The 25,714-nt window shown below is 33.5% G+C and carries 25 protein-coding genes and 3 tRNA genes; 11 read left to right on the top strand and 17 right to left on the bottom strand.

Annotation, left to right across the window (positions count from 1 at the left end):
* Window positions 1-49: 49 nt before the first annotated feature.
* The 5 genes from IE051_RS17855 to IE051_RS17835 all read right to left on the bottom strand — a co-directional run bounded on the left by IE051_RS17855 (window position 50) and on the right by IE051_RS17835 (window position 5,025).
* On the bottom strand, window positions 50-784 hold the full coding sequence (locus IE051_RS17855; protein WP_189362781.1) for a hypothetical protein: 735 nt from the start codon (window positions 782-784) through the stop codon (window positions 50-52).
* A gap of 143 nt (window positions 785-927) precedes the next feature.
* Window positions 928-1,950: a UDP-glucose--hexose-1-phosphate uridylyltransferase gene (locus IE051_RS17850; protein WP_189362780.1), complete on the bottom strand. Its 1,023-nt coding sequence runs from the start codon at window positions 1,948-1,950 to the stop codon at window positions 928-930.
* Between the two features lie 20 nt (window positions 1,951-1,970).
* A complete protein-coding gene (gene galK, locus IE051_RS17845; protein ID WP_189362779.1) occupies window positions 1,971-3,119 on the bottom strand; it encodes a galactokinase in 1,149 nt (382 codons plus the stop codon).
* 5 nt (window positions 3,120-3,124) lie between these two features.
* Window positions 3,125-4,015, bottom strand: a complete 891-nt coding sequence (locus IE051_RS17840; RefSeq protein WP_189362778.1) for an aldose 1-epimerase — start codon at window positions 4,013-4,015, stop codon at window positions 3,125-3,127.
* Window positions 4,016-4,032: 17 nt separating this feature from the next.
* Window positions 4,033-5,025, bottom strand: a complete 993-nt coding sequence (locus tag IE051_RS17835) for a GntR family transcriptional regulator (RefSeq protein WP_189362777.1) — start codon at window positions 5,023-5,025, stop codon at window positions 4,033-4,035.
* Window positions 5,026-5,232: 207 nt separating this feature from the next.
* On the opposite strand from IE051_RS17835, the gene IE051_RS17830 reads away from it, so the two are divergent.
* Together IE051_RS17830 and IE051_RS17825 are read left to right on the top strand one after the other, a co-directional pair.
* Entirely contained in the window at window positions 5,233-6,861 is a 1,629-nt protein-coding gene (locus tag IE051_RS17830) for a sodium/sugar symporter (protein WP_189362776.1), read from the top strand.
* Between the two features lie 209 nt (window positions 6,862-7,070).
* A tRNA-Arg gene (locus IE051_RS17825) sits at window positions 7,071-7,144 on the top strand.
* Between the two features lie 216 nt (window positions 7,145-7,360).
* Here the strand turns inward: IE051_RS17825 and IE051_RS17820 are convergent.
* A tRNA-Lys gene (locus IE051_RS17820) sits at window positions 7,361-7,433 on the bottom strand.
* A 91-nt stretch (window positions 7,434-7,524) separates the two neighbouring features.
* Window positions 7,525-7,597 (bottom strand) — tRNA-Lys (locus tag IE051_RS17815).
* A 141-nt stretch (window positions 7,598-7,738) separates the two neighbouring features.
* On the opposite strand from IE051_RS17815, the gene IE051_RS17810 reads away from it, so the two are divergent.
* The gene (locus tag IE051_RS17810; protein WP_189362775.1) at window positions 7,739-8,263 is read left to right on the top strand and encodes a shikimate kinase; all 525 of its coding nucleotides are present in this window, start codon (window positions 7,739-7,741) and stop codon (window positions 8,261-8,263) included.
* Here IE051_RS17810 and IE051_RS17805 read toward each other — a convergent pair.
* Both IE051_RS17805 and IE051_RS17800 read right to left on the bottom strand, forming a co-directional pair.
* The gene (locus IE051_RS17805; RefSeq protein ID WP_189362774.1) at window positions 8,255-8,758 is read right to left on the bottom strand and encodes a phosphoribosyltransferase family protein; all 504 of its coding nucleotides are present in this window, start codon (window positions 8,756-8,758) and stop codon (window positions 8,255-8,257) included. The genes IE051_RS17810 and IE051_RS17805 overlap by 9 nt on opposite strands.
* A gap of 103 nt (window positions 8,759-8,861) precedes the next feature.
* Window positions 8,862-9,245 carry an RNA-binding S4 domain-containing protein gene (locus IE051_RS17800; protein WP_189362773.1) on the bottom strand — a complete coding sequence of 128 codons (384 nt, stop codon included), beginning with the start codon at window positions 9,243-9,245 and terminating at the stop codon, window positions 8,862-8,864.
* A 147-nt stretch (window positions 9,246-9,392) separates the two neighbouring features.
* Here IE051_RS17800 and IE051_RS17795 point away from each other — a divergent pair, with 147 nt between their 5' ends.
* From IE051_RS17795 to IE051_RS17760, 8 genes are all read left to right on the top strand, one after another.
* Window positions 9,393-10,370 (top strand): FKBP-type peptidyl-prolyl cis-trans isomerase, encoded by a 978-nt coding sequence (locus IE051_RS17795; RefSeq protein ID WP_189362772.1) that lies wholly within the window; start codon window positions 9,393-9,395, stop codon window positions 10,368-10,370.
* Between the two features lie 182 nt (window positions 10,371-10,552).
* A complete protein-coding gene (gene tgt / locus IE051_RS17790; protein WP_189362771.1) occupies window positions 10,553-11,683 on the top strand; it encodes a tRNA guanosine(34) transglycosylase Tgt in 1,131 nt (376 codons plus the stop codon).
* 4 nt (window positions 11,684-11,687) lie between these two features.
* Complete coding sequence (locus IE051_RS17785) at window positions 11,688-12,764, top strand: LptF/LptG family permease (protein WP_189362770.1); 1,077 nt, start codon at window positions 11,688-11,690, stop codon at window positions 12,762-12,764.
* The gene (locus tag IE051_RS17780; RefSeq protein ID WP_189362769.1) at window positions 12,751-13,671 is read left to right on the top strand and encodes a DMT family transporter; all 921 of its coding nucleotides are present in this window, start codon (window positions 12,751-12,753) and stop codon (window positions 13,669-13,671) included. The genes IE051_RS17785 and IE051_RS17780 overlap by 14 nt, the downstream gene beginning before the upstream one ends.
* A gap of 68 nt (window positions 13,672-13,739) precedes the next feature.
* The gene (locus IE051_RS17775) at window positions 13,740-14,693 is read left to right on the top strand and encodes an acetyl-CoA carboxylase carboxyltransferase subunit alpha (RefSeq protein ID WP_189362768.1); all 954 of its coding nucleotides are present in this window, start codon (window positions 13,740-13,742) and stop codon (window positions 14,691-14,693) included.
* Between the two features lie 168 nt (window positions 14,694-14,861).
* Window positions 14,862-16,400: a replicative DNA helicase gene (gene dnaB / locus IE051_RS17770; RefSeq protein WP_189362767.1), complete on the top strand. Its 1,539-nt coding sequence runs from the start codon at window positions 14,862-14,864 to the stop codon at window positions 16,398-16,400.
* A 159-nt stretch (window positions 16,401-16,559) separates the two neighbouring features.
* A complete protein-coding gene (locus IE051_RS17765; RefSeq protein ID WP_189362766.1) occupies window positions 16,560-17,744 on the top strand; it encodes an asparagine synthetase B in 1,185 nt (394 codons plus the stop codon).
* The gene (locus IE051_RS17760) at window positions 17,744-18,166 is read left to right on the top strand and encodes a secondary thiamine-phosphate synthase enzyme YjbQ (protein WP_189362765.1); all 423 of its coding nucleotides are present in this window, start codon (window positions 17,744-17,746) and stop codon (window positions 18,164-18,166) included. Before IE051_RS17765 ends, IE051_RS17760 begins: the two co-directional genes overlap by 1 nt.
* Window position 18,167: 1 nt before the next feature.
* On the opposite strand, the gene IE051_RS17755 is transcribed toward IE051_RS17760, so the two are convergent.
* From IE051_RS17755 to thrS, 8 genes are all read right to left on the bottom strand, one after another.
* On the bottom strand, window positions 18,168-18,980 hold the full coding sequence (locus IE051_RS17755) for an HAD family hydrolase (RefSeq protein WP_189362764.1): 813 nt from the start codon (window positions 18,978-18,980) through the stop codon (window positions 18,168-18,170).
* An 82-nt stretch (window positions 18,981-19,062) separates the two neighbouring features.
* Window positions 19,063-19,626 (bottom strand): phenylacetate--CoA ligase family protein, encoded by a 564-nt coding sequence (locus IE051_RS17750; RefSeq protein ID WP_189362763.1) that lies wholly within the window; start codon window positions 19,624-19,626, stop codon window positions 19,063-19,065.
* A 417-nt stretch (window positions 19,627-20,043) separates the two neighbouring features.
* A complete protein-coding gene (locus IE051_RS17745) occupies window positions 20,044-20,370 on the bottom strand; it encodes a hypothetical protein (protein WP_189362762.1) in 327 nt (108 codons plus the stop codon).
* Window positions 20,371-20,470: 100 nt separating this feature from the next.
* Window positions 20,471-21,568, bottom strand: a complete 1,098-nt coding sequence (locus tag IE051_RS17740) for a hypothetical protein (RefSeq protein ID WP_189362761.1) — start codon at window positions 21,566-21,568, stop codon at window positions 20,471-20,473.
* A 280-nt stretch (window positions 21,569-21,848) separates the two neighbouring features.
* Window positions 21,849-22,193: a 50S ribosomal protein L20 gene (rplT, locus tag IE051_RS17735; RefSeq protein ID WP_044626052.1), complete on the bottom strand. Its 345-nt coding sequence runs from the start codon at window positions 22,191-22,193 to the stop codon at window positions 21,849-21,851.
* Window positions 22,194-22,292: 99 nt separating this feature from the next.
* Entirely contained in the window at window positions 22,293-22,490 is a 198-nt protein-coding gene (gene rpmI / locus IE051_RS17730; RefSeq protein ID WP_044634010.1) for a 50S ribosomal protein L35, read from the bottom strand.
* A 51-nt stretch (window positions 22,491-22,541) separates the two neighbouring features.
* The gene (gene infC, locus IE051_RS17725; protein WP_262891399.1) at window positions 22,542-23,087 is read right to left on the bottom strand and encodes a translation initiation factor IF-3; all 546 of its coding nucleotides are present in this window, start codon (window positions 23,085-23,087) and stop codon (window positions 22,542-22,544) included.
* 32 nt (window positions 23,088-23,119) lie between these two features.
* Complete coding sequence (thrS, locus tag IE051_RS17720) at window positions 23,120-25,054, bottom strand: threonine--tRNA ligase (protein ID WP_189362760.1); 1,935 nt, start codon at window positions 25,052-25,054, stop codon at window positions 23,120-23,122.
* Window positions 25,055-25,714: the final 660 nt, after the last annotated feature.

The raw sequence follows: 25,714 nt of genomic DNA, 5'->3' as shown, positions 1-25,714 counted from the left end.
TGAAACTATCATTTAGTATATTAAGTGGGAATTAATTGAAAATTATAGATTAATCTTCGTCTGAAAATTGCATGACCTTTTGATGTTCCTCACTTAGAATTACTAATTCCTCTAGAAGTTCTAATTTGTTTTCTTTTTCAGTTAGTTCTTTATTGATTTGACTGGATTCGCAATAATCAAAAAACAACTGTTGCTGTGACTTCGGAATTTTTAAATCATGAATTAATAAGTTTTGGTTAAAGAATTCGTCATTTTTGAATAAAGAATCTAGACTCGCGGCATTTAGCAATTGCACTGGAGAGGGCTTGGTTTTTTTTCCTTTAATTAGTTTACTAACCATGCCAACAATTCTAACAATGTCAAAACCGTACTGCGATGAAGTGCTGTACAGATGAGGGTTTACTTTGGAGTCTTCAGTGATAGTTTTATCAATGCTTTCCTCTTGTTTTACCGCATTGAAATCATTAGGGTCGATATTATTTTCTAATAAGATCTCTTTGAGTTTATTTACTGTTTTAATGAGTTCAACAATCAGGGTGTCTTCAAAATCCTCCTTAGTAAGCGTTATTATTTTTGGATTATGAAATGTAGAATTAAAGGAAAGGGTATCACCAACAGCAGCATAAATTGTGAAATTACCTTCGCCATCGGTATATGCAATGGTTTTCTGGCTGATGTTATATACATCTATCCCTTTTACAGTGGATTCACTGTCATAAACTTTACCCGATATTTCTTGAGCGAAAGCAGTAAGTGGTAAAAGAAAGAATATCAAATACTTCATTTGGCTTGCTAATGTTACTCAAATTAAAGTTTTTTTTATATTCTAATTGTATTATTTAGGATACTTTAACAGCGGGCTATAAAAAACCTGATAAGATTTTAGGCTTATCAGGTTTAAACGTTACCAGTTAAAATGCTAAATGGCTAAAGAAGATCCCTAAGCATTTTTACAGCAGTTTCAGCTGTAATATCGCGTTGAGGCGAACCAAACATTTCATAACCAACCATGAACTTCTTAACGGTTGCACTTCTTAAAAGTGGTGGATAGAAACTCATATGCCAGTGCCAATGTTGGTTTTCATTCCCATCAGTAGGCGCTTGATGTATACCAGCTGAATATGGGAATGACGTATTAAATAACTTATCATATGCCTTAGTAATTACCGAAATAGCTTCTCCATATTGCAAGGTTTCAGCGTCATTCATATCTAAAATATTAGACATCTGTCTTTTGGGCACAATCATGGCTTCAAAAGGCCAAACCGCCCAAAATGGAATAAGTACTACAAAGCCCTCATTTTCAAAAATAATACGTTCTTGTTTCTCTAATTCTTGGGATAAGTAGTCTCCAAGAAGACTGCTATTATTCTTATTGAAATAATTTAATTGCTGAGTATTTTTCTTGTCAACCTCATTGGGTAAGGTTGATTGACTCCATATTTGTCCATGAGGATGTGGGTTACTACAGCCCATCACAGCACCTTTGTTTTCAAATATTTGAACGTAGTTTATTTTTGGATTATCAGCTAATTCTTTAAATTCTCTTTGCCATGCATAAGCTACTTTTTGTATTTCAGCAGGAGACATATCTGCTAAACTTTTTGAATGGTCTGGACTAAAGCAAATGACTTTACAAATACCGGTTTCACTCTCAGCAACTAATAAACCGTCATTAACATTGAATGTAGGTGAATCACTTTGTAAAGCGGCAAAGTCATTTGTAAAAACAAACACATCTTCATACTTGGGGTTTATTTCACCATTAATTCTTGTATTACCAGCACACAAATAACATGTTTCATCATAGGATGGACGCTTTTCATTATTTACAGCTTCATTTTGACCTTGCCAAGGTCTTTTAGCTCTATGAGGAGAAACTAAAACCCATTCACCTGTAAGAATGTTGTAACGCTTATGTGAATAATCTTGTAAATCATTATTTTTCATTTTTATATTTTTGAAGTCTGTTATTTTACGATGTGTGTGCCTTGAGAAAGTTCAATGAAATACACAGAACATTCCTTGCCAAATTTATTTTTGTAGGCTTTAGCGGCTATTTCAGAAAAGGTTTTAGCTTCTTTTTTAGCAACTAAGTTTATGGTACAGCCTCCAAAACCGCCGCCCATCATTCGGGCACCTAAAACGTGTTTGTTTTTTTTAGCTTGTTCTACCAGAAAATCTAATTCATCACAACTTACTTTATATTGGTTTGATAAGCCATTATGTGATTGATATATTAATTGTCCTAGTGTTTCTAAATCATTATTTTCAATTGCCTGGGCTGCCTTAATTGTTCTCGCGTTTTCTTGAATCACATATAAAGCCTTTTGGTAATTAGCAGGTGTAACCTTGTCAATTATTGCCTCTAAGTCGGCTTCAGTAGCATCTCTTAATGCTTTAATGCCTAGTAATTCTGAAATGCTCTCACAAGCCGAACGTCTGTCATTATAAGCACTATCAGATAAACTATGTTTAACATTGGTGTTAATAAGCATTAATTCATAATCTTTGAAATCAATTGTATAAGGCTTAGATTCTACTGTTCTACAATCTAAATGGAGGGCGGTATGCTTTACACCAAACATACTTGCATATTGGTCCATAATACCACAATTAACCCCAACATAATTATGCTCTGCTTTCTGAGATATTAATATCATTTCCTGTTTTGATAAACCCAAATCAAAAAGTTCGTTAAGACCAAATACAACACTGTTTTCTAATGCTGCAGACGATGACATGCCTGCACCTCCGGGAATATTACCTTTGAATATGATGTTAAAATCGCCCACAATTTTATTGCGATTTTGAATTTCTGCGACCACACCAAATACATAATTTTCCCATGAACCTTCTTTAGACGGTTTCAGTTTATCTAGGTCAAATTCTATGGTGCTATCTAAATCTAATGCAATGGCAGTGCAACTGCCAGAATCGCTTTTTTGAATAGCAGCGGCAATACCTTTATCTACTGCTGCTGGAAAAACAAAACCATCATTATAATCTGTATGTTCACCAATAATATTAATTCTACCTGGAGAAAATATTAGTAAAGGATCTGTTTTGAATGTTTCGATGAATTTTTTCTTTACATCTTGAACTAATGTCTTGCTCATGTTTGTTACTTGTTAGTTATACTTAAATCCCATATTATTTTGTAGGTATCATTCGCCTTTAATATTTGCAGGCCAATGTTGTTATTAAAACTATCAGAAACACCTGTAGTGGGTTCAATAGCAATAGTATTCAAACGGGGTGGGGTGTAGGCTTGCACGAAGTTGTTATTATCAGAAGACCCAAAGGTTAAGTCGTAACTAGGTGTACTAAAAACTATTTTGTCAGAATTCAAAATCCAGCAATCATCCAGTTGTTGGTCTTCAATTTTAAATGCTTTTATTGGTTTAATATCTTCAACACCAGTTGTTATATTTCTTTCACCGATGACTATTTTTTTATTGCAATCAAAACTCAGGGTGCTGTTGTGTAAATTATCGCTTATAAAGTAGGGGTGCCATCCCAATGTAAACGGGAAATCATTGGACGAAGTGTTTTTTACTGACAGCTCCATATGTAACGCATCTGCTTTAAAAATGTATGTCACCTGAATGCTATAGGTATATGGAAACCCAGTGGAAGCTTTGTCTTCAACGTACTCTAATACAATACTAGCGGAGTCCTGTTGAGCTTCTTGTTTTACAATATTAAATGACTTATTGTAGACTAACCCATGAAGGGCATTGTTTTCTTCTTTTTGATTTATTTCAAATTGATAGGCTTTACCTTTGAACTCATACGCGCCATCTTTTATTCTATTCGCAAAAGGGAATAAAATGGAAGAGGCATATGTTGAGTCATAAGTTAAGGGTGATAAATCTTGAATAATGGGGTTTCCGTTCAAGGTTAGTTCTTGTAAACTCGCCCCGGCATTAAGGTGAATTTTGCCATAAAGGCTTTTCTCAGAGTCTTGAATTTCTAACGTGTTTAATGCTTCGTCATGTTTAATTGTGTACACAGTAAATAGTTTTGTTGTTATATTGAATTCCTAATTATCAGATGATTAGGGTTTTCTATTTTTAAATGTTCTTTGTTTTTTATCATATCGGCCAAACGGTGCCCCATCTTGTCAAAATCAGTTGAAATTGTTGTAATACCGTCTGCAATAATTTCTTTAAGTAAGGTGTCGTTATATGAAATAATCCCAATGTCTTGTATCATAATAAGCCCTTGTTTTTTCATTTTTTTTATAATCCATAAAAGACTTTTGTCTTCTGGGGTGATGTAAAGATTTCCTTTTTCAACAACATTATGTTTTACATTATCTATTATGTCAAAAGAGAAATTATGCTCTTGACAAAATCTTAAAAAACCTGTTTTCATGCCATGTGGCTGTTTGTCTTCAGAATAGACTAAAACAAGCTTTTCGTATTTTTTTATCTGGTCTTTTACACTATTTAAATTATTGAAGATTGATTTATTGAAATTTTGATAAATAGCTGGATAATCTTGAAGGTCATCATGAAGTTGATCTAAAATGTAAACCTTGTCCGAAGGTAGATTGTTTATAGTTGTAGCAGTGTTTTTTAAATTTGCAGGCATAATAATATAATAGTTATACTCGCCAACATGTTCATTGATTAATTTTTCGAATGTTTGATGGTTGAAATGATGAAAGAAAATATCTACTTGGATGTTTGAATCTAAGTTGTTTAGAAAAGAATTATATAAATCCTCCTTAAAGGCGTTTAATTCATCAAAAAGCAAAAATATTTTTTGTTGTACTTGAATGTTTTCACTTTCTACAAAGTAACCTTTGCCAACAATAGATTTAATAATACCTCTATTTTTGAGTTCATTAAATGCCATTAGAACCGTATCTCTAGATAAATTGTGGTTCTTTTTTATATGGTTGATAGAAGGAATTTGACTTCCTTTTTTTAAAACACCTGAAATAATCGCATCTTCTATAGAATTAATTATTTGCTTGTATTTCGGGATTCCTATATTTTTTTTTACTTCTATCATTTTTGGAAACCAATCCTATTAATTTTTGCAACAAATGTGCTAATCTACGCTACAAATGTAATAATATTTATTCGTAAATACCTACTAGACCCTACTAGTTTGGTTTTTTTTACTAGCTGATACATTTTAAGGGATTGTCCGCTACATTTTTCAATATTAAATATCTATATTTGGGTCAAAATACTAACTAAACTAAATTATTTTATTATGACAGCAGGTTTTGAAATGTGGGACTATATAGTCTTTGTTGCTTACGCTATTTTGATTTTAGGTGTAGGATTGTGGGTCTCCCGAGATAAAGAAGGACACCAAAAAAATGCTGAGGATTATTTCTTGGCTAGTAAATCTTTACCATGGTGGGCCATTGGTACCTCATTAATTGCAGCCAATATTTCGGCAGAGCAATTTATTGGGATGTCTGGGTCTGGATTTGCCCTAGGAATAGCAATTGCATCTTATGAATGGATGGCAGCATTAACACTAATTATAGTTGGTAAATATTTCTTACCTATTTTTATAGAGAAAGGATTGTATACCATACCTGAATTTGTTGAAAAACGTTTTTCTACAAACTTAAAGACCATATTAGCTGTTTTTTGGCTAGCCTTATACGTATTTGTTAATCTGGCCTCTGTTTTATATTTAGGAGGTTTGGCTATTGAAACAATAATGGGTATTGATATGATGTACGCTATTATTGGTTTAGCACTTTTTGCGGCAGCATACTCATTATACGGAGGTTTGTCGGCTGTAGCATGGACGGATGTTATACAGGTAGTGTTTTTAGTTTTAGGTGGTTTAGTAACTACTTATTTAGCCTTAAATACGGTCTCTGGCGGAGAAGGGGTGCTAGTAGGATTCTCTAAAGTATGGGAGGCTGCTCCTGAAAAATTTCATATGATTCTTGAAGAATCTAATGATAACTATATCAACTTGCCAGGCATATGGGTGTTAGTAGGTGGTTTATGGGTTGCTAATTTATACTATTGGGGGTTCAATCAATACATCATACAAAGAACCTTGGCTGCGAAATCATTAAAGGAATCTCAAAAAGGTATATTATTGGCCGCGTTTTTAAAGCTAATCATTCCTTTAATTGTTGTAATTCCTGGAATCGCAGCATATGTTATGGTTAATGATCCTTCAATAATGGCTAATTTGGGCGAAGTAGGGATGTTAAACATGCCGTCTACAGAGCAAGCAGATAAGGCATATCCTTGGTTGTTGCAATTTTTGCCAACAGGATTGAAAGGGGTGGCGTTTGCAGCTTTAGCAGCAGCAGTGGTATCATCCTTAGCGTCTATGTTAAATTCAACATCCACCATATTTACTATGGATATTTATAAGCAATATATTAATAAGGATGCTAATGATAAAACGACTGTAAATGTCGGTCGGATTTCTGCAGCCGTTGCGTTAATTATTGCAGTAATTGTAGCGCCACTATTAGGAGGAATAGACCAAGCCTTTCAATTTATTCAGGAATATACAGGTATCGTAAGTCCAGGTATCTTGGCTGTATTCATGCTTGGATTATTTTATAAGAAAACAACAAATAATGCAGCTATTTGGGGAGCCATTTTATCCATACCAATAGCATTAGCGTTAAAGTTTATTCCAATTCCAGTATTTGAACCATGGATGCATCAAATGGGTATTACGGCATTATTAAGTATGATCATAATAATCGTAATGAGTAATATGCAGAATAAGGGTGCTGATGATCCTAAGGGTATTGAGATAAGTAAAGAGTTATTTAAAACCTCACCATTATTTAATATCGGTTCTATTGTGATATGTATATTGCTAACGGTATTATATTGTTTATTCTGGTAGAAAGAAGAACGGTGATAATAAAACAAAAGCGTCATATTTTATATGACGCTTTTTTCTATTAAATAATGATGTTATTTTTTCTAACGTATTAAAAATGTTAGAGTTCATAAATACACAAAATAATTCATAAAAATTATAAACATTTCTTTTGGTTAGATATATAGTTAATTTTATATTTGCACACCGGAAAACGAAAATGTTTTCTTTTAGGGCTCTTAGCTCAGCTGGATAGAGCACCTCCCTTCTAAGGAGGCGGTCGAAGGTTCGAATCCTTCAGGGCTCACAAAAAGCTTCACTAATTATAGTGAGGCTTTTTTGTTTTTAATAGGGAGCATCTGACTTCAACTAGTTGCTGTGTTTATTTAATGACCACAAAAAGTTTCTTAAACACAACTTTTAGTTTTGATCCGGGTAATACAATATTATTTCCTAAAAACGACGAAACCTTGCTAATTCTAAAATTAGCAAGGTTTCCATTTCGGATATTATTCCTGTCTTGTGACCGGGCTGGGGCTCGAACCCAGGACCCTCTCCTTAAAAGGGAGATGCTCTACCAACTGAGCTACCAGGTCATTGTTTCAAACTAAGATAATACCATTGTTGTTATATTATGTTTGAAATAAAAAATAAAACGTCCGAAACAAAGGTTTCAGACGTTTTTAGTGACCGGGCTGGGGCTCGAACCCAGGACCCTCTCCTTAAAAGGGAGATGCTCTACCAACTGAGCTACCAGGTCATTATTTCAAACTAACATATTACCGTTAGCGGGTGCAAATATAAAATGTTTAATTAATAAAACAATACTTTTTTTAAATAAATTTTTGTTTTTTTGCAGTGCTTAAACCTATGTTTTTAATAATCAATTTATAACGAAAATATGACCATTGTATTAATAGGCTATATGGCTTCTGGAAAAACTTCTGTTGGAAAACTTTTGGCCAAAAAGTTAAATTATAGATTCATTGATTTGGATGATTTCATTGAAGAAAAGGAGGGCGCTACTATTAAGGAAATATTTAATTCTAAAGGTGAAATTTACTTCAGAAAAAAAGAAACACAATATTTAAAAGAACTTTTACAGGCAAATGAAGAAAATACAGTCTTGTCTTTGGGAGGTGGTGCGCCATGCTTTGGTGAAAACATGGATGAGGTACTCAAGGCAAAACATGCCATCAGTATTTATTTGAAAGGAACAGTTCCTTTTTTAGCCAATAAATTAGTACAGAAAAGAAGTAAACGCCCTTTAATTTCTCATATTGATAATGTAGAGGATATGTCAGAATTTGTCGGGAAACATTTATTTGAACGTATGCCCTTTTATAGTAAAGCTGAAAAGCATGTGGTTATCGATCACAAATCTAAACCAGAAATCGTTGAAGACATGGTGTCGATACTATTCTAAAGTGACTTCAAAAGATTTTCCCTCTAAAATGACGTTTACATGCTCATGCAACGATGTTGATAAGGATATGCCCTTAAAATCTGCCTTTACTGGATATTTTTTATGATTTCTATTGACCAATACTGCTGTTTTAAATTGTTTTAGAGGAACGTCTAAAAAATGTTTAACCCCATAAATAAGCGTTGTACCAGAATTAAGGACATCATCCACTAAAACCAATGACTTGTTTTTATAATCATCTGGTGTAATAGAGGTTGAGATAGGCTTCCAAGGTTGTTTTTTATCAATTATTACTTTACATAATGTGGGGTCAATATCAGATATGTTTTTAAGAACAGTTTTAAGTTTTTTAGCCAGGGTATAGCCGTTTTTGTCAACACCAGCTAAAATGACCTCAGTCTCATTGACATTACTCTCATAAATCTGAAAAGCAATGCGCCTAATTTTATGGTTAATTTCGTTATGCTTAAGTATAATGTTATTATTAACAGTCATTTCTTTAAGTTATTAAAAATATTGAAAGATAAAATTACTTATTTAAATCTGTTTATTTTAGTTTTTAATTGGTGAATTCTACGGCTTTACTAGCAGTATTTTTTTATTGGTCATCTTCTGCAGTATTATCAGTGTAACCCTCAATATCCCTTCTATCTTTTTTTGTTGGTCTTCCTGTACCCTTTTTTCTATAGTAATCCTTTGAGTATTTTAACAATTCCTGTGCTTCAAATTGTTCTTTTGGCGTAATATCTGTTCGGTATAGGTCTACTAGTTTTGCACCAACGCGATTTGGAGGGATATCATTGACCTTAATTTTATAGTTAATTTGATTCTTCCGCAACTCTATAGTATCAGTAGGGAATACTTCTCTACTTGGTTTAATGACCTCCTGATTAACCCGAACATGACCCTTTTTACAAGCTGTGGTTGCCAGAGTTCGCGTTTTGTAATACCTAACACACCATAAAAACTTATCTATACGCATATATTTAATTCTAAAACTACGTTAATGTTGTTGTACAAGAATATATTAAAATTGTATCTTGCGCCTTCAAAAATAAGGAATATTAGAGATTACTTGGTACATATGAATTTTATAATTGTTATGTCCGCTTTTTAAATTGTAGAAGAAATGAAATTGATTAAAATAAGTTTGATCACTATATGTTTAGCCATTGGTTTAGCCTCATGTAAGAATGATGATAATGGTGGTTTTGAGACCGTGCCTATTAGGGATAGAGATGAACAACAGATGGCTGATAAAGATTCTATTGTAGCATATTTAGATAGCCATTATTATAATTCGAGTGTCTTTGACGGTTCAAACCCGAATGTAAGCTCGAAAGATTTAATTATAACTGAACTTCAAGTTGGAGAGTCTATACCAGAAGGACATAGATTATTGGCTAAAGATACTATAATGAAAAAGGTAAATTATGCTGATACAGATTATGAAATATGGTATATTGATTTAAACCCTAAAACAAATGATCCTGAACCTTCACCAACTTTTGCCGATAATATTTTGGTAACTTATGAAGGCTTTACATTAGATAGCAATATATTTGATAGTGCCGTTTCTCCTACCAATTTTGATTTAACCGCTTTGGTAGCCGGATGGCGAAAAGTATTGCCGGAATTTAAAATCGCAGAGAATTTTATTGAAAATGAAGATGGAACAGTAGAGTATACCAATCATGGTGTGGGGATTATGTTCGTACCTTCTGGTTTGGCATATTTCTCAAATGCTACAGGTAGCATTAGTGCCTATGAACCTATCAATTTTAAATTTGATTTGTTTCAGAAGTATGAGAACGATCATGATAATGATAATGTACCTTCCTATAAGGAAGATTGGAATACAAAAGATGGTGAGTTTACTCTAAATTCTAGTTTGGATGTTCATGATGGAGACGATAGAGATGGTGATGGTACTCCAGATTATTTTGACTCTGATGATGATGGTGATGGTGTACCTACTATATTAGAAGATATGAACGAAGATGGCGATCCAACTAATGATTATGGAGATGGAAAGAGTGCTGAAAATGGTGATCTTCCTCGATATTTGGATCCAGAAGAGACAGATTCCTATAAGGATAAAAAGTAAAAAAAAGCCTCATATTTAAAACATGAGGCTTTTTTATGCCTAACCCTCAAGTATAGCTTACATTAGAAGGGTATATATAGGTTAGTAAGATTTATAATGCTCAGTTACCTAGCCATAAATTTCCAAGCATACAATCAATATCCTATTTGAGTTAATTATATTTGTTCCCTTATCTCAATAAAATGAAGTTTGAATTAAAAGCACAAGATGCACAAAGTAAGGCCAGAGCTGGTAAAATAACTACAGATCATGGTGTCATAGAAACGCCAATTTTCATGCCAGTGGGCACAGTCGCTACCGTAAAGGGCGTGCATCAACGTGAGTTAAAGGATGAGATTAACCCTGATATTATTTTAGGAAACACGTATCATTTATATTTAAGACCGCAAACCCATATTATAGAAAAAGCTGGTGGTCTTCATAAATTCATGAATTGGGATAGAAATATACTAACTGATTCTGGCGGGTATCAAGTCTATTCACTTTCGGCCAATAGAAAAATTAAGGAAGAAGGGGTTAAGTTTAAATCTCATATAGATGGAAGCTATCATACATTTACCCCAGAGAATGTGATGGAGATTCAACGCGCCATAGGTGCAGATATTATAATGGCTTTTGATGAATGTACACCGTACCCATGTGATTATAACTATGCAAAGCGTTCTATGCATATGACACACCGTTGGTTGGATAGATGTATTAATCATTTAGAGAAAACACCTTTAAAATACGATTATAACCAAGCGTTTTTCCCTATAGTTCAGGGGAGTACATATACAGATTTGCGTAAACAGTCAGCAGAATACATTGCTAATTCGGGTGCTGTTGGAAATGCCATTGGCGGTTTGTCGGTCGGAGAACCAGCTGAAGAAATGTATGCCATGACCGATGTTGTCTGTGCAATTTTACCCGAAGATAAGCCACGTTATTTAATGGGGGTAGGTACACCAATCAATATTTTAGAAAATATTGCGTTAGGTGTAGATATGTTTGATTGTGTGATGCCAACAAGAAATGCAAGGAATGGGATGTTATTTACTGCACACGGAACCATTAATATTAAAAATTTGAAGTGGGCTGACGATTTTTCTCCAATTGATGACATGGGGATAACGTTTGTAGATACCGAATATTCAAAAGCATACTTAAGGCATTTGTTCACTGTAAATGAATTATTGGGAAAACAAATAGCAACAATACATAATTTAGGTTTTTATTTATGGTTGGTTCGTGAAGCAAGAAAACATATATTAGCCGGAGATTTTAGAACATGGAAAGATAAAATGGTAAAGCAAATGGATACGCGTTTATAGGTAAATGAAAGTTTTAGATTGGTACATATTAAAGCGTTATTTATTCACATTTTTCATGATGTTATTGCTCTTTATTCCAATTGCAATAACAGTGCACCTAGCTGAAAAAATAGGAAAAATTCTTGATAATGAGGTGCCATTGAATGCTGTTTTAATCTACCTTCTTGATTTTACTGTCTATTTTGCGCATTTACTTTTTCCGCTTTTTTTGTTTTTATCTGTGATTTGGTTTACATCAAAATTGGCCAATAATACGGAAATTGTCGCATTTTTAAGTTCTGGTGTTTCATTCACTCGATTTTTAAGACCATATCTTATTGGTGCAAGTGTTGTAGCCTTTTTATCTATTATTCTCGGCCTTTTTTTAGCACCTAAAGCTAGTGAAGGATTTAATGATTTTAGCTATAAGTACTTGAAAAGGGGTAAAAGTGCTGTAGATAATATTAATGTATTTAGACAGATAAATGATAATGATATTATTTACGTGAGTAGCTTCGATATAAAAAATAATTTAGGACATAACTTCACTTTAGAGCATTTTGAAGAAAACCAACTCAAATACAAAATATCTGCTAAAACTATAAAATATCTTGAGAATGATACGGTATACAGATTAACCAATTATGTTAAAAGAGATATAGGGATAGATGTAGATTTACTGGAAATAATTCCTAAAAAAGACACGCTTTTTTCTTTTGAGGTTGATGATTTAATTCCGGTTATTTATGCTGCGGAAACTAAAATGTACAACGACTTAAAAAACTTTATCGAAAAGGAGGAATCCCGAGGGTCTTCAAATGTAGGACGTTTTAAACTGGTGTTATATAGAAAATGGAGCTTACCTGTATCAGTATTTATTTTGACTATAATTGCTGTAGCGGTGTCTTCTATAAAAAGACGTGGCGGTATGGGGGTGAATTTAGCTGTTGGAATTTGTATAGCTATGGTTTTTGTTTTCTTTGATAAGGTATTTGGTGTAATGGCCGAACAATCTGATTTTCCACCATTAGTAGCGGTATGGTTTCCTAATTTCATTTTTGGTATTTTAGCAGCATACCTCTTGTATAATGCCAAACGATAAACGTTTATTACAAATTAATAACCAACTTAAAAACCAAATACATCTTCATTTTTTGGTTTTTATTGCGGGTTTTACTGCAATTTTAGGGGAGCTTATTACAATTGAGGCGATATCTTTGGTTTGGTATAGAATGATTATGGCTTCAGTTTTAATGTTTGTTTACATTAAAATTAGGCGAGTTAATTTAAAAATTAATCTTAAATCACTCATAAGGCTTTCTATAGCCGGTGTAATAATTGCGTTACATTGGATAACTTTTTTTGGTGCTATTGATGCGTCAAATATTTCCATTACACTAGCTATGTTTTCAACTGGGGCATTTTTTGCTTCATTTATAGAACCATTAATTTATAAACGTGGTATTATATGGTATGAAATTCTTTTTGGAGGACTTGTGGTAATTGGAGTTTTTATAATTACACAAAGTGAAATTAAATACCTTACAGGGATATTATTAGGCATAGTGTCGGCTTTTTTTTCATCATTATTTGCTGTGCTAAATGGGATGTTTTTAAGGCAGCATAAGGCTTCGGTGATTTCATATTATGAATTTTTGAGCGGTGTATTTTTTATTTCGGTGTATATCCTATGTTTTGGTGATGGGTTTACTAAAGATTTTTTTAGTATTAGTCCTAGTGATTTTAAATACCTTTTTATTTTGGCTTCCATTTGTACGGCTTATGCCTTCATTGCCTCTGTACATGTTATGAAGGTCATTAGCCCCTACACAGTGGTTTTGTCTTATAATTTAGAACCTATTTATGGTATAGCTATGGCAATAATTTTATTCCCAGAAAAAGAAAGGATGAGTCCTAATTTTTATTATGGGGCTATTGTTATTATTAGCGTAGTTATTATTAATGCTGTTTTAAAACATAGGAGAAAATCAAAAAGAGATAATTCTTAACTGTATTTCAAGATTAAAGTTTTTATATTTGCAGTCTAACCAACAATTAATAGCTAAATTAAATTCTTATGGAATATTTAGAATTTGAACTCCCAATAAAAGAACTCGAAGACCAATTACAGAAATGTAAAATAATTGGAGAGGAGAGTGAGGTTGATGTTACTGAGACATGCCAGCAGATAGAAAAGAAATTAGCTGCGGCTCAAAAAGATATATATAAAAACTTAACAGCATGGCAGCGTGTTCAGTTGTCACGCCACCCAGAAAGACCGTATACTTTAGATCATATTAGAGCCATTTGTGGAGATTCCTTTTTAGAACTTCACGGAGACAGAAGCTTTAAAGATGATAAAGCGATGATTGGTGGCTTAGGTAAAATTGGAGACCAAAGCTTTATGTTTATTGGTCAGCAAAAGGGATTTAATACAAAAACGAGACAATATAGAAACTTTGGGATGGCAAATCCTGAAGGATATAGAAAGGCACTAAGATTGATGAAATCTGCCGAAAAGTTTGGTATTCCTGTAGTCACCCTTTTGGATACGCCGGGAGCTTACCCAGGATTAGAAGCAGAAGAACGTGGTCAAGGCGAAGCTATCGCAAGGAATATTCTAGAAATGACACGTCTTAAAGTTCCTGTAATTACCATAGTTATTGGAGAGGGCGCCTCAGGTGGAGCGCTTGGAATTGGTGTGGGAGATAGAGTATTAATGCTAGAAAATACTTGGTACTCTGTGATATCTCCAGAATCATGTTCATCCATTTTATGGCGTAGTTGGGAATATAAAGAACAAGCAGCTGAAGCTTTAAAATTGACAGCAGTTGATATGAAAAAGCTTAAGTTAGTTGATGATATTATAAAAGAACCATTAGGTGGTGCACATAGGGATCGTGATAAGACATTCAAGGCTGTTAGTGATGCTATTGTTAAATCTTATGAGACCCTTAAAAACTTATCACCAGAAGATTTGGTTTCGCAGCGCATGGAAAAATATGCAAACATGGGAGTCTATAAAGGCTAAGTCTTTTAAAACTACAACTTTTTAAAAATCTGAAGTTCATCACTTCAGATTTTTTATGCTTATTGACAATATTTTTAACTTATTAACAGTTAAATTGTTAATAGGCAGTTAATAAACCTATTACACCTAATTCATAACAACCTTTTCTTTTTAATTACTTTCGTAGCTATGAAACAACCAAATCAATTAAGCGGATATAAAGTAGATAAGAGTACCCTAATAAACCTTGAGAAAGGCAAAATACCTCCGCAAGCTATTGATTTAGAAGAAGTTGTGTTAGGGGCAATGATGATTGATAAAAAAGGGGTTGATGAAGTTATTGATATCTTAAACCCTGAAGCATTTTACAAAGAAGGGCATCAGCATATCTTTGCAGCTATTTTTCAGTTGTTTGAAAACAGTGAACCTGTGGATTTATTAACGGTTTCAACCCAGTTAAAGAAGAATGCCAAGCTTGAGCTAGCCGGTGGTGATTTTTACTTGATTTCTTTAACACAAAAAGTATCCTCTTCGGCACATATAGAGTTTCACGCTCGTATTATTTTACAAAAATATATTCAACGTAGTTTAATAAAAATATCGAGTGAAATCATAGAAGATTCTTATGATGAAACTAAAGATGTTTTTGATTTATTGGACGCCGCTGAATCGAAGTTGTATGAAGTTACTCAAGGGAATATTAAGAAATCTAGTGAAACAGCCCAAGATTTAGTAATTCAGGCAAAGAAGAAAATTGAAGAAATTTCAAATAAGGAAGGCCTTAGTGGTATTCCTACCGGTTTTCATAAATTGGATAAATTAACTTCAGGATGGCAGCCTTCAGATTTAATAATTGTGGCAGCACGTCCGGGTATGGGTAAAACAGCTTTAACCTTGTCTATGGCCAGAAATATTGCTGTAGATCAAAAAATTCCTGTTGCTTTTTTCTCGCTTGAAATGGCATCAGTGCAGTTAATTATGCGTTTAATCTCTAGTGAAACGGGGTTGTCCTCTGAAAAACTTCGAACAGGTAAATTAGAGAAACACGAGTGGGAACAACTAAATGTTAAAGTTAAAGATTTGGAAAGTGCGCCATTATTTATTGATGATACACCGTCCTTGTCCATTTTTGATTTAAGGGCAAAGGCACGTCGTTTGGCGTCTCAACACGGCATCAAAATGATTATGATTGATTACCTGCAATTAATGACAGGAGGAACTAGTCATGGCGGTAACCGTGAGCAAGAAATTTCTATGATTTCAAGGAACTTAAAGGCGCTTGCTAAAGAGCTTATGGTTCCTGTTATTGCATTATCACAATTGTCTCGTGCTGTTGAAACTCGTGGAGGAAGTAAACGCCCATTATTATCTGATTTACGTGAATCTGGAGCTATTGAGCAAGATGCGGATATTGTTTCTTTTATCTATAGACCAGAGTATTATAAAATTGACGAGTGGGATGATGACGAACGTTCACCTACCGAAGGCCAAGCAGAATTCATTATAGCGAAACACCGTAATGGTGGTTTAGAAAATATTCGTTTAAAATTCTTAGGGCATTTAGGTAAGTTTGACAATTTAGATGATTTTGATTCACCATTTGAGTTTCATTCTAAAATGAATGCTGCGGCTAATGACGATACCTTTAAAGCAGATAACTTTAAAGCAAGTCCAGATCAAGCTTTTGGTAGTTCGTTTAATGATGATGACAATGAAGTGCCTTTCTAAGCTATAATGTTCTGTTAAACGCATTTAAAAGAAGTAAATTTTAGGTATCTTTCTGCTCATTTAAATTGGATATTTTCATTGCATACCAGAAGACTCGTTATTGTATTTTTATTTTTGATTTGTGGTTATAGTGCTTTTGCTTCCTATATCTTAATTCCGATGGATGCAGAAACTCAGAAAAATCACCTCAAGGCCTATGGTATTACCTATTGGACCCTTAGTAAAGAATTAAAAGTAAAATGGTTATTAAACTATAGGGGCGGGGCGTTTTTATTGCCTGATACAGAGGCCATACAACGTGAATGTCAAATTAGAGGTGTGTCTTTTGAAATCCTATCCAACGCACAGACTGAAGGTATTCTTGAAGAAATAAATAGTCCAAGTCAAAATATGGAAGCTGTGGTGCTAGAAAAGGCGCCAAAAATAGCTGTTTATACACCCAAAGGAAAAAGACCTTGGGACGATGCTGTGACTATGGTACTGCAATATGCAGAAATACCTTATGAAACTGTATACGACGAAGAAGTTTTAAATGACGGACTACTCGTTTTTGACTGGCTGCATTTGCATCATGAAGATTTTACAGGGCAATTTGGAAAGTTTTATGCCCAGTACAGAGCTTCTGCTTGGTATATTGAAGCCAAGAAAAATGCGGAATCTCTGGCTCAAGAATTAGGATATAATAAAGTATCTGAAGAGAAATTGGCTGTAGCTTTGAAGATTCGAGATTATGTTATTGGAGGCGGTTTCATGTTTGCCATGTGTAGTGCTACCGATAGCTTTGATATTGCTTTATCTGCGGAAGGGTTAGATATATGCGAACCCATGTTTGATGGGGATGGCAGTGAAGCTGGTTATCAGAATAAAATTGATTACAATAAAACATTTGCATTCAGCAATTTTGTGCTAGAAAGAAACCCTAAGGTTTATGAGTTTTCTTCTATTGATATGACTAGAAAACGCATGATACCTAAAAGCGCAGATTATTTTTCTCTAATGGAGTTTTCTGCTAAATGGGATCCTATACCAACCATGCTTTGTCAAAATCACACGGCACTTGTTAAAGGGTTTATGGGGCAAACGACCTCATTTAAAAGGAATGAAATAAAATCAAATGTATTGGTACTAGGAGAAACCAAATCTAATGGCGAGGCAAAATATATCCATGGCATCAAAGGGAAAGGTTTTTTTACGTTCTATGGCGGACATGATCCTGAAGATTACCAGCATAGGGTTGGGGATGCTAAAACAGAACTAGACTTACATCCAACATCTCCAGGATACCGACTTATATTAAATAACGTTCTATTTCCAGCTGCTAAGAAGAAAAAGCAAAAAACCTGATGAACTATTTTCAAAAAGAACTGCAGTTAAAAAATTACACAAGGGGCTTTCACTTAATAACTGATGAAATTTTAAATGCTGTTCCTGAGATCAATAAAATAGGAATTGGACAACTTCAAGTTTTTATTAAGCATACCTCCGCTAGTCTCACAATCAATGAAAATGCTGATTTTACAGTAAGAACAGATTTTGAGAGTCATTTTAATGTTATGGTGCCAGAGCATGCTTCATATTTCGAGCACACTTACGAAGGGTCAGATGATATGCCAGCCCATATTAAATCGTCATTATTGGGCGCATCTGTGCAAATTCCCATTACCAACGGCAAGCTCAATCTTGGAATTTGGCAAGGCATATACTTATGTGAACATAGAAATTTTGGAGGCCGAAGACGCGTGGTTGTAACGGCATATGGACAATAAATTACTTAAATTGTTTTCTTGCTTTAATTAACTTTTCTAATATTAATTCAACACCATTATCATTATTGCTTTTAGTTTCAAATGAAGCAATGTTTTTAATAGTTCGGTTTGCGTTTTTCATAGCAACACTATATTTGGATTGAAGTAGCATTTCTATATCATTATCATAATCACCAAACGCCAAAGTTTCTTCAGAGGTAATGTTGTACATATTTTGGATGAGCTTTATAGCATGTCCTTTGTTGGCTAATTCATGAGAAATATCCACCCAGTGTTGTCCGGAGACGATGACTTTATAATTAGATTTAAACCGTTCAAATAGCGGATAGATCAATTTCTGTGCATCGTCATTATTAAATAAGGCTATTTTTAAGATTTCATTTTCAATGTCATCTATTGAGTTTATGAGTTGATAATTTGGATAGTATTCTGAAAGTATGGGTAAAATAGCAACGGAGCTGTTTTTAAAAAAAGCTTTTGACTTTGTGCAAAATACGGGATGAATATGAGCATGGCAATCAATTTCGGTTTCTATTTCTTTTAAACCCTCGAGGTTTAAGGGGGTTGAAAGCAAGGTTTTATCATTAGCAACCACCAAACCGCCGTTTTCTGCAGCAACTATAATATTACCTTTAATGGTACTTAATTTATCTACAATACTATAGTAGGGTCTACCACTTGCTGCAACAAAAATAATGTCTAGGTTTTTGAGTTCTTCAAATAATTCAAAAAACAAAGTACTTACTTCGTGTTTTGAGTTTAACAAGGTGCCATCCATATCAGTGGTCACAAGTTTTATTCCTGTTAAATTCATTTTAATGGTTTCCTAGAGTGTTTTGTAGTCTCATAGTGCGATTAAAGTATATAACGATATTAACGATATTTCAACAATAAACTTATGCCGACCAAAGGTTAACCACTTTCTTCCTTTTTCCCGATGCCAAAGGCGGAATTTCATCAACATATTCAATTTTAATATTCGCATCATTTCCAAATTCTTTTTTTAAGGATATAATTAAATCTTTTTCATGAACAAACTCATGTTTAATATTCAATTTAACTAGGTAGTCCTTTTGAGCTGTTTGAATAAATTGATACTGATTTAATAACGAATAAAAGGGGTAGAAGTTTGTGTAAACCACAAAAGAAGATATTAAATTTCCTTGAGTGTCATAAATTAAATCCATTCTACGCCCTTCAATACTCTCAAATTTTAAAGTACCATCGTCTGTTTTCAACATTTTTGCAATATCACCTGTATCATATCTAATAATCGGCATGCTGTAGTTGAACAAATCTGTGACTACAATTCTTCCATGTTCTCCCGCCTCAGCAGGTGTATCTTCATCAAATTTCAATAATTCAATATAATAACTTGCATTGTTGACGATGAAATGTTCCTGAGAGTCAATTGTCTGATGCGCTACTATACCAATTTCTTCACTAGAATACCTAGACAAAACGGGCGCATTAAAGTGTTTTCCTAAATTTTCTTTGGTATATGAATTTAAGTATTCTGAATTAGCTAGTATGGAGTTTATATTGAGATTTGATACAGATGTATTTGATTCGTCAAGATACCTACAGATATTTTCTAAAGCAGAAGAAAAACCAAGAATAGTTTTGGTTTGTTTTGATGACTTTAATTTTTCGATTAATACAGCAATATGGGCATCCGTTAATTTTGATATATCAAACTGTGTTACATTCTGTATAAAAGACTTTAATTTACTTTTTTGATTATGCTTTCTCCAAACTTCAAGTTCAAATAATTTATTACCAATGGTATAGCCTGATAATTTGGCGAAAAAGAGTACATCTGCTGTATTTCTACTTCTTTTATTGGAGTTTTGAAATAGGAAAAATGGAAGCCCTGTTCAGCCACTTGTTGAAACCTTATAGTTCTTAGCCTTAAGATATTTTTCTGAATTAAAAGCCTCAAAGTTACTCTGAATCACCGTTTTTTTAATAACAGGAAAATCATTTATACTTTTATAATTAGCGTAGGGTTTGTAATACTCCGTAGAGGAAGTAGCATGTTTTAGCAGATTATTTAGATTGTTTTTTCTTTTTTCTACTGATTTAGGAGAATTTGGTTGTAGTATGAGAGCTTCTATTTCTTTATAGTGGCTTCTAATATTTCCTCCCTTCAAGAAATCTATAAACCAAAAAGAAGAGTTTCTAATTCTATTTAAAGTATACATAATAAATGATTTGGGGCGATAAACATACGTAATTTGAATAAATAAACAAAATCCGATTCAATTAAGAATCGGATTTTGTTTATTTATTCAAATTAATATATCAGCCATATTTAAAATATGTAAACCAATTGTTTCCTGGGAAATCGCATCCAGCACCCCAGGCTGTTTCACTACAGTTACCACAAGGTGCAGGAATGGTAACAAAAATAGTTTGCTTGTTATCTGTTGGCACTAATAGAATTACTACATTTTCACCACAACTAGGTACAAAATCAGTTTGCTCTAAGGCCAGAGCAACAAGCATGTCAATTCTTTCATTATTATATGGACCTGTATAATCACAATCAACGCATACACTATCATCTACTAACTTCCATATAGCAATTTGAATATCTCCAAAAGTGTAATTGCCCAATGTTTCAGAAGCTTCTGTTCCTATAAAGTTTTGATTCATTAACCAATTAACCGCACCGAAGTTTTGAGCGTTTTCGAATTTGTTAACAGGAAGGGGTTCATAAGAAGAGTACACATCTCCAATAAAACTTTCATTACTATTTAGGGATGCATCTTGATCAACACACCATGCATCAAATTCGCCGCTTAATATATTACTAGTGGCAATTTCAATGTTAAAATAGCTATTAGGAACTCCTTTTGCATTTACTTTAACATTTACTTGGTTGGGTAAAGAGTAATTAAATGAGTCAGAAGTTACATCATCTACACAGTTGACTACGGCATGTGCACCAATAAATAATCCTTTTGATGTTGGAACTTCATAAGTGTATGAGGTTACACAATCATGATTTTCTTTATATTCAAATTGACCTGGGATTGGGTTACCCTTTTTAGTCATAGGGAAATCTCCTGTATTTACAACTACTGATAAATGTGTGCTAGTTAGACAATAATCGTTATTTGTAATATTATAACTGATTTCGTAATTGTCTCCCACTATTACAACTGAGATATTTCCAACCAAAATATTTTGGCCTGCTAAAAGGTCGGTTGTTTGATAGGTCTGGTCACATTTATCAAAAGTGATAACAGAAGATGCTTCAATTCTCTTTGCTTTCTTATCTAATTCTGACAAAGAGGCTTCATCATAATCGACTTGCTCAGTTTCACAACTGTACGCAATAATAAGTAGCAAGGAAAGAAAGATGATTTTTAAATAGTTAAAAGGATTTGTTTTCATAATAGCTTGATTTAAATGTTTAGTTTTTAAATACTAATAATTCAGAGCTAGGGAAAGGTTTTAGATTACCCTTAATATATGATAATCTTTTAAATATTTTGGAAATTAATTGTTGTAACCATTGAATATCTCGATTAAAAACAAATTATTTTGGAGGTTCCTGATATAAAAGTAAACCTAATAATTAAGATTTTTTAATAAATAAAAAAAATCCGATTCAATTAAGAATCGGATTTTTATTAAGCGAATAATATGTTTTACAATCGGCTAAGTGCCTTATTTATTTTACTTTTTCTACAACAGCTTTAAAAGCTTCAGGGTTATTCATAGCTAAATCTGCTAAAACCTTACGGTTTAATTCAATATCATTAGCTTTTAATTTCCCCATAAATTGAGAATAAGATAATCCATGTAATCTAGCTCCCGCGTTAATACGCGTAATCCATAATGCACGGAATGTTCTTTTTTTGTTTCTACGGTCTCTGTACGAATATTGCATCGCTTTGTCAACCGCATTTTTTGCTACTGTCCAAACGTTTTTACGTCTTCCAAAGTAACCTTTTGCTTGTTTAAGAACCTTTTTTCTTCTGGCTCTTTTTGCTACAGAATTTACTGATCTTGGCATAATTTTTAATGTGTTTTGTAGTTGGCGGTTAATTGCTTAACTCTTTTAAAGGCCTAACTCCAGGGTTTATAATTTTTGTTTTAACCGATTAAAACAATGTTACTTTAAACGCATCATTGTTTTAATATTGTTCTCGTCAGCCTTATGTACTAAAGTATCATGAGTTAACGCTAGCTTACGCTTTTTAGATTTCTTTGTTAAGATATGACTCTTAAAAGCGTGCTTTCTTTTAATTTTACCAGTACCCGTTAACTTAAATCGTTTTTTGGCACTAGATTTTGTTTTCATTTTAGGCATTTTCTTCTCCTAGTTTTTAATTATTTCGCTTAATTATTTTTCTAATGTTTCTTATTTTTTCGGGGCAATAAACATCGTCATACGTTTACCTTCCAATCGAGGCATTTGCTCTACCTTTCCATATTCTTCAAGATCTTGTGCTAACTTTAATAATAAAATTTGCCCTTGTTCTTTGAATATAATAGATCGTCCTTTAAAGAATACAAATGCTTTTAGCTTTGCACCTTCTTTTAAGAATTTCTCTGCATGTTTCTTTTTAAACTGATAATCATGATCATCAGTTTGTGGACCAAAACGAATTTCTTTTATGATAACTTTCGTTGCTTTAGATTTTAAAGCCTTATCACGTTTCTTTTGTTCATAAAGAAACTTTTTGTAATCCATAACTTTACAAACAGGAGGATCCGCTTTTGGCGAAATCTCTACAAGATCTAATTCCTGCTCATTGGCAATACGCATGGCGTCGCCTTTTGTGTAAATACCAATTTCAACATTGTCTCCAACAAGACGCAGTTTTTGTGCAGTAATTTTAGAGTTAATCTTGTGTTTGTCTTCTTGCGAAACCCTTCTGGGTTGCTGTCTTCTTCTAATAGCTATGGCGTTATGGTTTTAAATTAAACTTATATTTTTTAAAACGATTTCAACGTTTTTTTAATGTCTTCTTTTATTATTTCTGAAAAACTTTCTACAGTAATCATCCCTAAATCGGCACCACCGTGCTGTCTTACAGAAATCTTACCCTCTTTCTCCTCTTGTTCACCAATGATAATCATATACGGGTGTTTTTGCATTTCGGCTTCCCGAATTTTTTTCCCGATAGTCTCATTTCTATGGTCTACAAGGGCGCGAATTTCGTCATTTTCTAGCAAATTTAAAACTTTTTCAGAGTATTTTTCGTATTTCTCGCTAATTGATAATATTATTGCTTGAGTTGGCATGAGCCAAAGCGGAAAATTACCACCAGTATGTTCCAATAATAAGGCTACAAAACGCTCCATACTTCCAAACGGTGCACGATGAATCATAACAGGTCTATGTGACTCATTATCACTGCCTTTATATGTCAAATCAAAACGTTCAGGTAAGTTGTAATCTACTTGTATTGTACCAAGTTGCCAACGTCTTCCTAAGGCGTCTTTTACCATAAAATCTAGCTTAGGACCATAAAAGGCGGCTTCGCCAGTTTCTACAACAAAATCTAAACCTTTGTCTGTAGCAGCATTAATAATGGCTTGCTCAGCTTTTTCCCAGTTGTCAACATCTCCAATATACTTATCAGGGTTTTCTGGATCTCTCACAGAAACTTGCGCTGTGAAATTTTCAAAACCTAAAGAACCAAAAACGTAAAGGACTAAGTCAATGACATCTTTAAATTCTTTGTCAAGTTGTTCTGGCATACAAAATAGGTGGGCATCGTCCTGGGTAAATCCTCTTACACGCGTTAAACCATGTAATTCGCCACTTTGCTCATACCTGTATACAGTACCAAATTCAGCATATCGCTTAGGTAAATCTTTATAACTCCATTGAGAACTGTTGTAAATTTCACAATGATGTGGACAATTCATGGGTTTTAATAAAAATTCTTCATCTTCCTTTGGCGTTAAAATAGGTTGAAAACTATCTTCGCCATATTTTGCGTAATGGCCAGAGGTCACATAAAGTTCCTTTTGTCCTATATGAGGCGTGACTACCATTTCATAACCAGCTTTTTTTTGTGCAGCTTTCAAAAAGTTTTCTAAACGCTCGCGCAATGCTGCGCCTTTAGGTAACCATAGTGGTAAACCCTGTCCTACTTTTTTCGAAAAAGTAAAAAGCTCCAATTCTTTACCAAGTTTCCTGTGGTCACGTTTTTTAGCTTCCTCAAGCATCTGTAGGTATTCGGTCAATTCCTTTTGTTTTGGAAATGAAATACCATAAACACGTGTAAGTTGCGGTTTGTTTTCATCCCCACGCCAATATGCACCTGCAACACTTAATATTTTAATAGCCTTTATAATACCAGTATTTGGAATATGACCACCACGGCATAAGTCTGTAAATGTAGAATGGTCACAAAATGTAATGGTGCCATCTTCTAAATTTTCAATCAACTCAGTTTTAAAGGCGTTGTCTTTATATAATGCTAAAGCTTCAGCCTTTGAAGCCGATCGCATTTTAAAATCATGTTTTCCTCTAGCTATTTCTAAAACTTTAGTTTCAATAGTTTTAAAGTCTTTTTCAGAAACAGTATGCTCACCAAAATCCACATCATAGTAGAAACCATTTTCAATAGCTGGTCCTATGGTAAGCTTAGATCCTGGATACAATTCTTCAATCGCCTGTGCTAAAACGTGCGCTGATGAATGCCAAAAAGCGGTTTTACCAGCATCATCTCTCCAGGTATATAGTACTAGGGAGCCATCAGTGGTTAATGGTGTCACGGTTTCTACTGTTGTACCATTAAAGTTTGCTGAAATAACGTTTCTAGCAAAACCTTCACTTATGCTTTTCGCAACATCCATAGGTGTGACGCCTGAATCAAACGTCTTCACACTGCCATCAGGTAATGTAATATGTATCATAAATCTATTTGAAATTCGGCTGCAAAGATAATAGTATAAACAAATCCATGCAATATATATCTATTATATATGATACTTATTCGCTTATATATATAAATCAAGGGAGGGTTATATGTATAGAAGGTCGTTATATACATATATAATGTAGGGAATTGATCCCAAGTTAATTGGTGTCTTTAAAGAAAGGTGTTTATTTGTTTAGATGGTAATTCACAATTAAGTATTCTTATTTACGGTAGTCTCACATTAAAGATGGATGTATTAAATACTACATATACAGAAATAAATTACATTTAATACTCAAAAGGGGTTTATCTATTGGGTTAATTAGGTATAAAGTCAAAAAAGATTTGAGATGTAAGTGTTGGTATATAAGGTGTTTAGTGCTTAATAAAAAAAAGGTTTAAAAAAAGGTTCAAAAAAGTTTGTTTTGGGATAATAAATGGTGGTATATTTGCAGCCGCTAAAAACGGTAGTATACGTTTGCGGTAATACGTTCTACAGGTAATATTTTGGATTGATTAAAAGGGATTAAATTTTTTTTAAAAAAAAACTAAAAAAAGCATTGTGGGATTAAAAAAGGGTTTTATATTTGCACCCGCTTAGCAAGGAAACGCGTTAAGAAAGAAAGATAAAAAAGTTCATAAACATATTGAATTG

Source organism: Algibacter mikhailovii, assembly GCF_014651495.1.
Classification (GTDB): Bacteria; Bacteroidota; Bacteroidia; order Flavobacteriales; family Flavobacteriaceae; genus Algibacter_E; species Algibacter_E mikhailovii.
The sequence above is the reverse complement of the archived record's forward strand: the minus strand, read 5'-3'. Positions and strand labels throughout refer to the sequence as shown.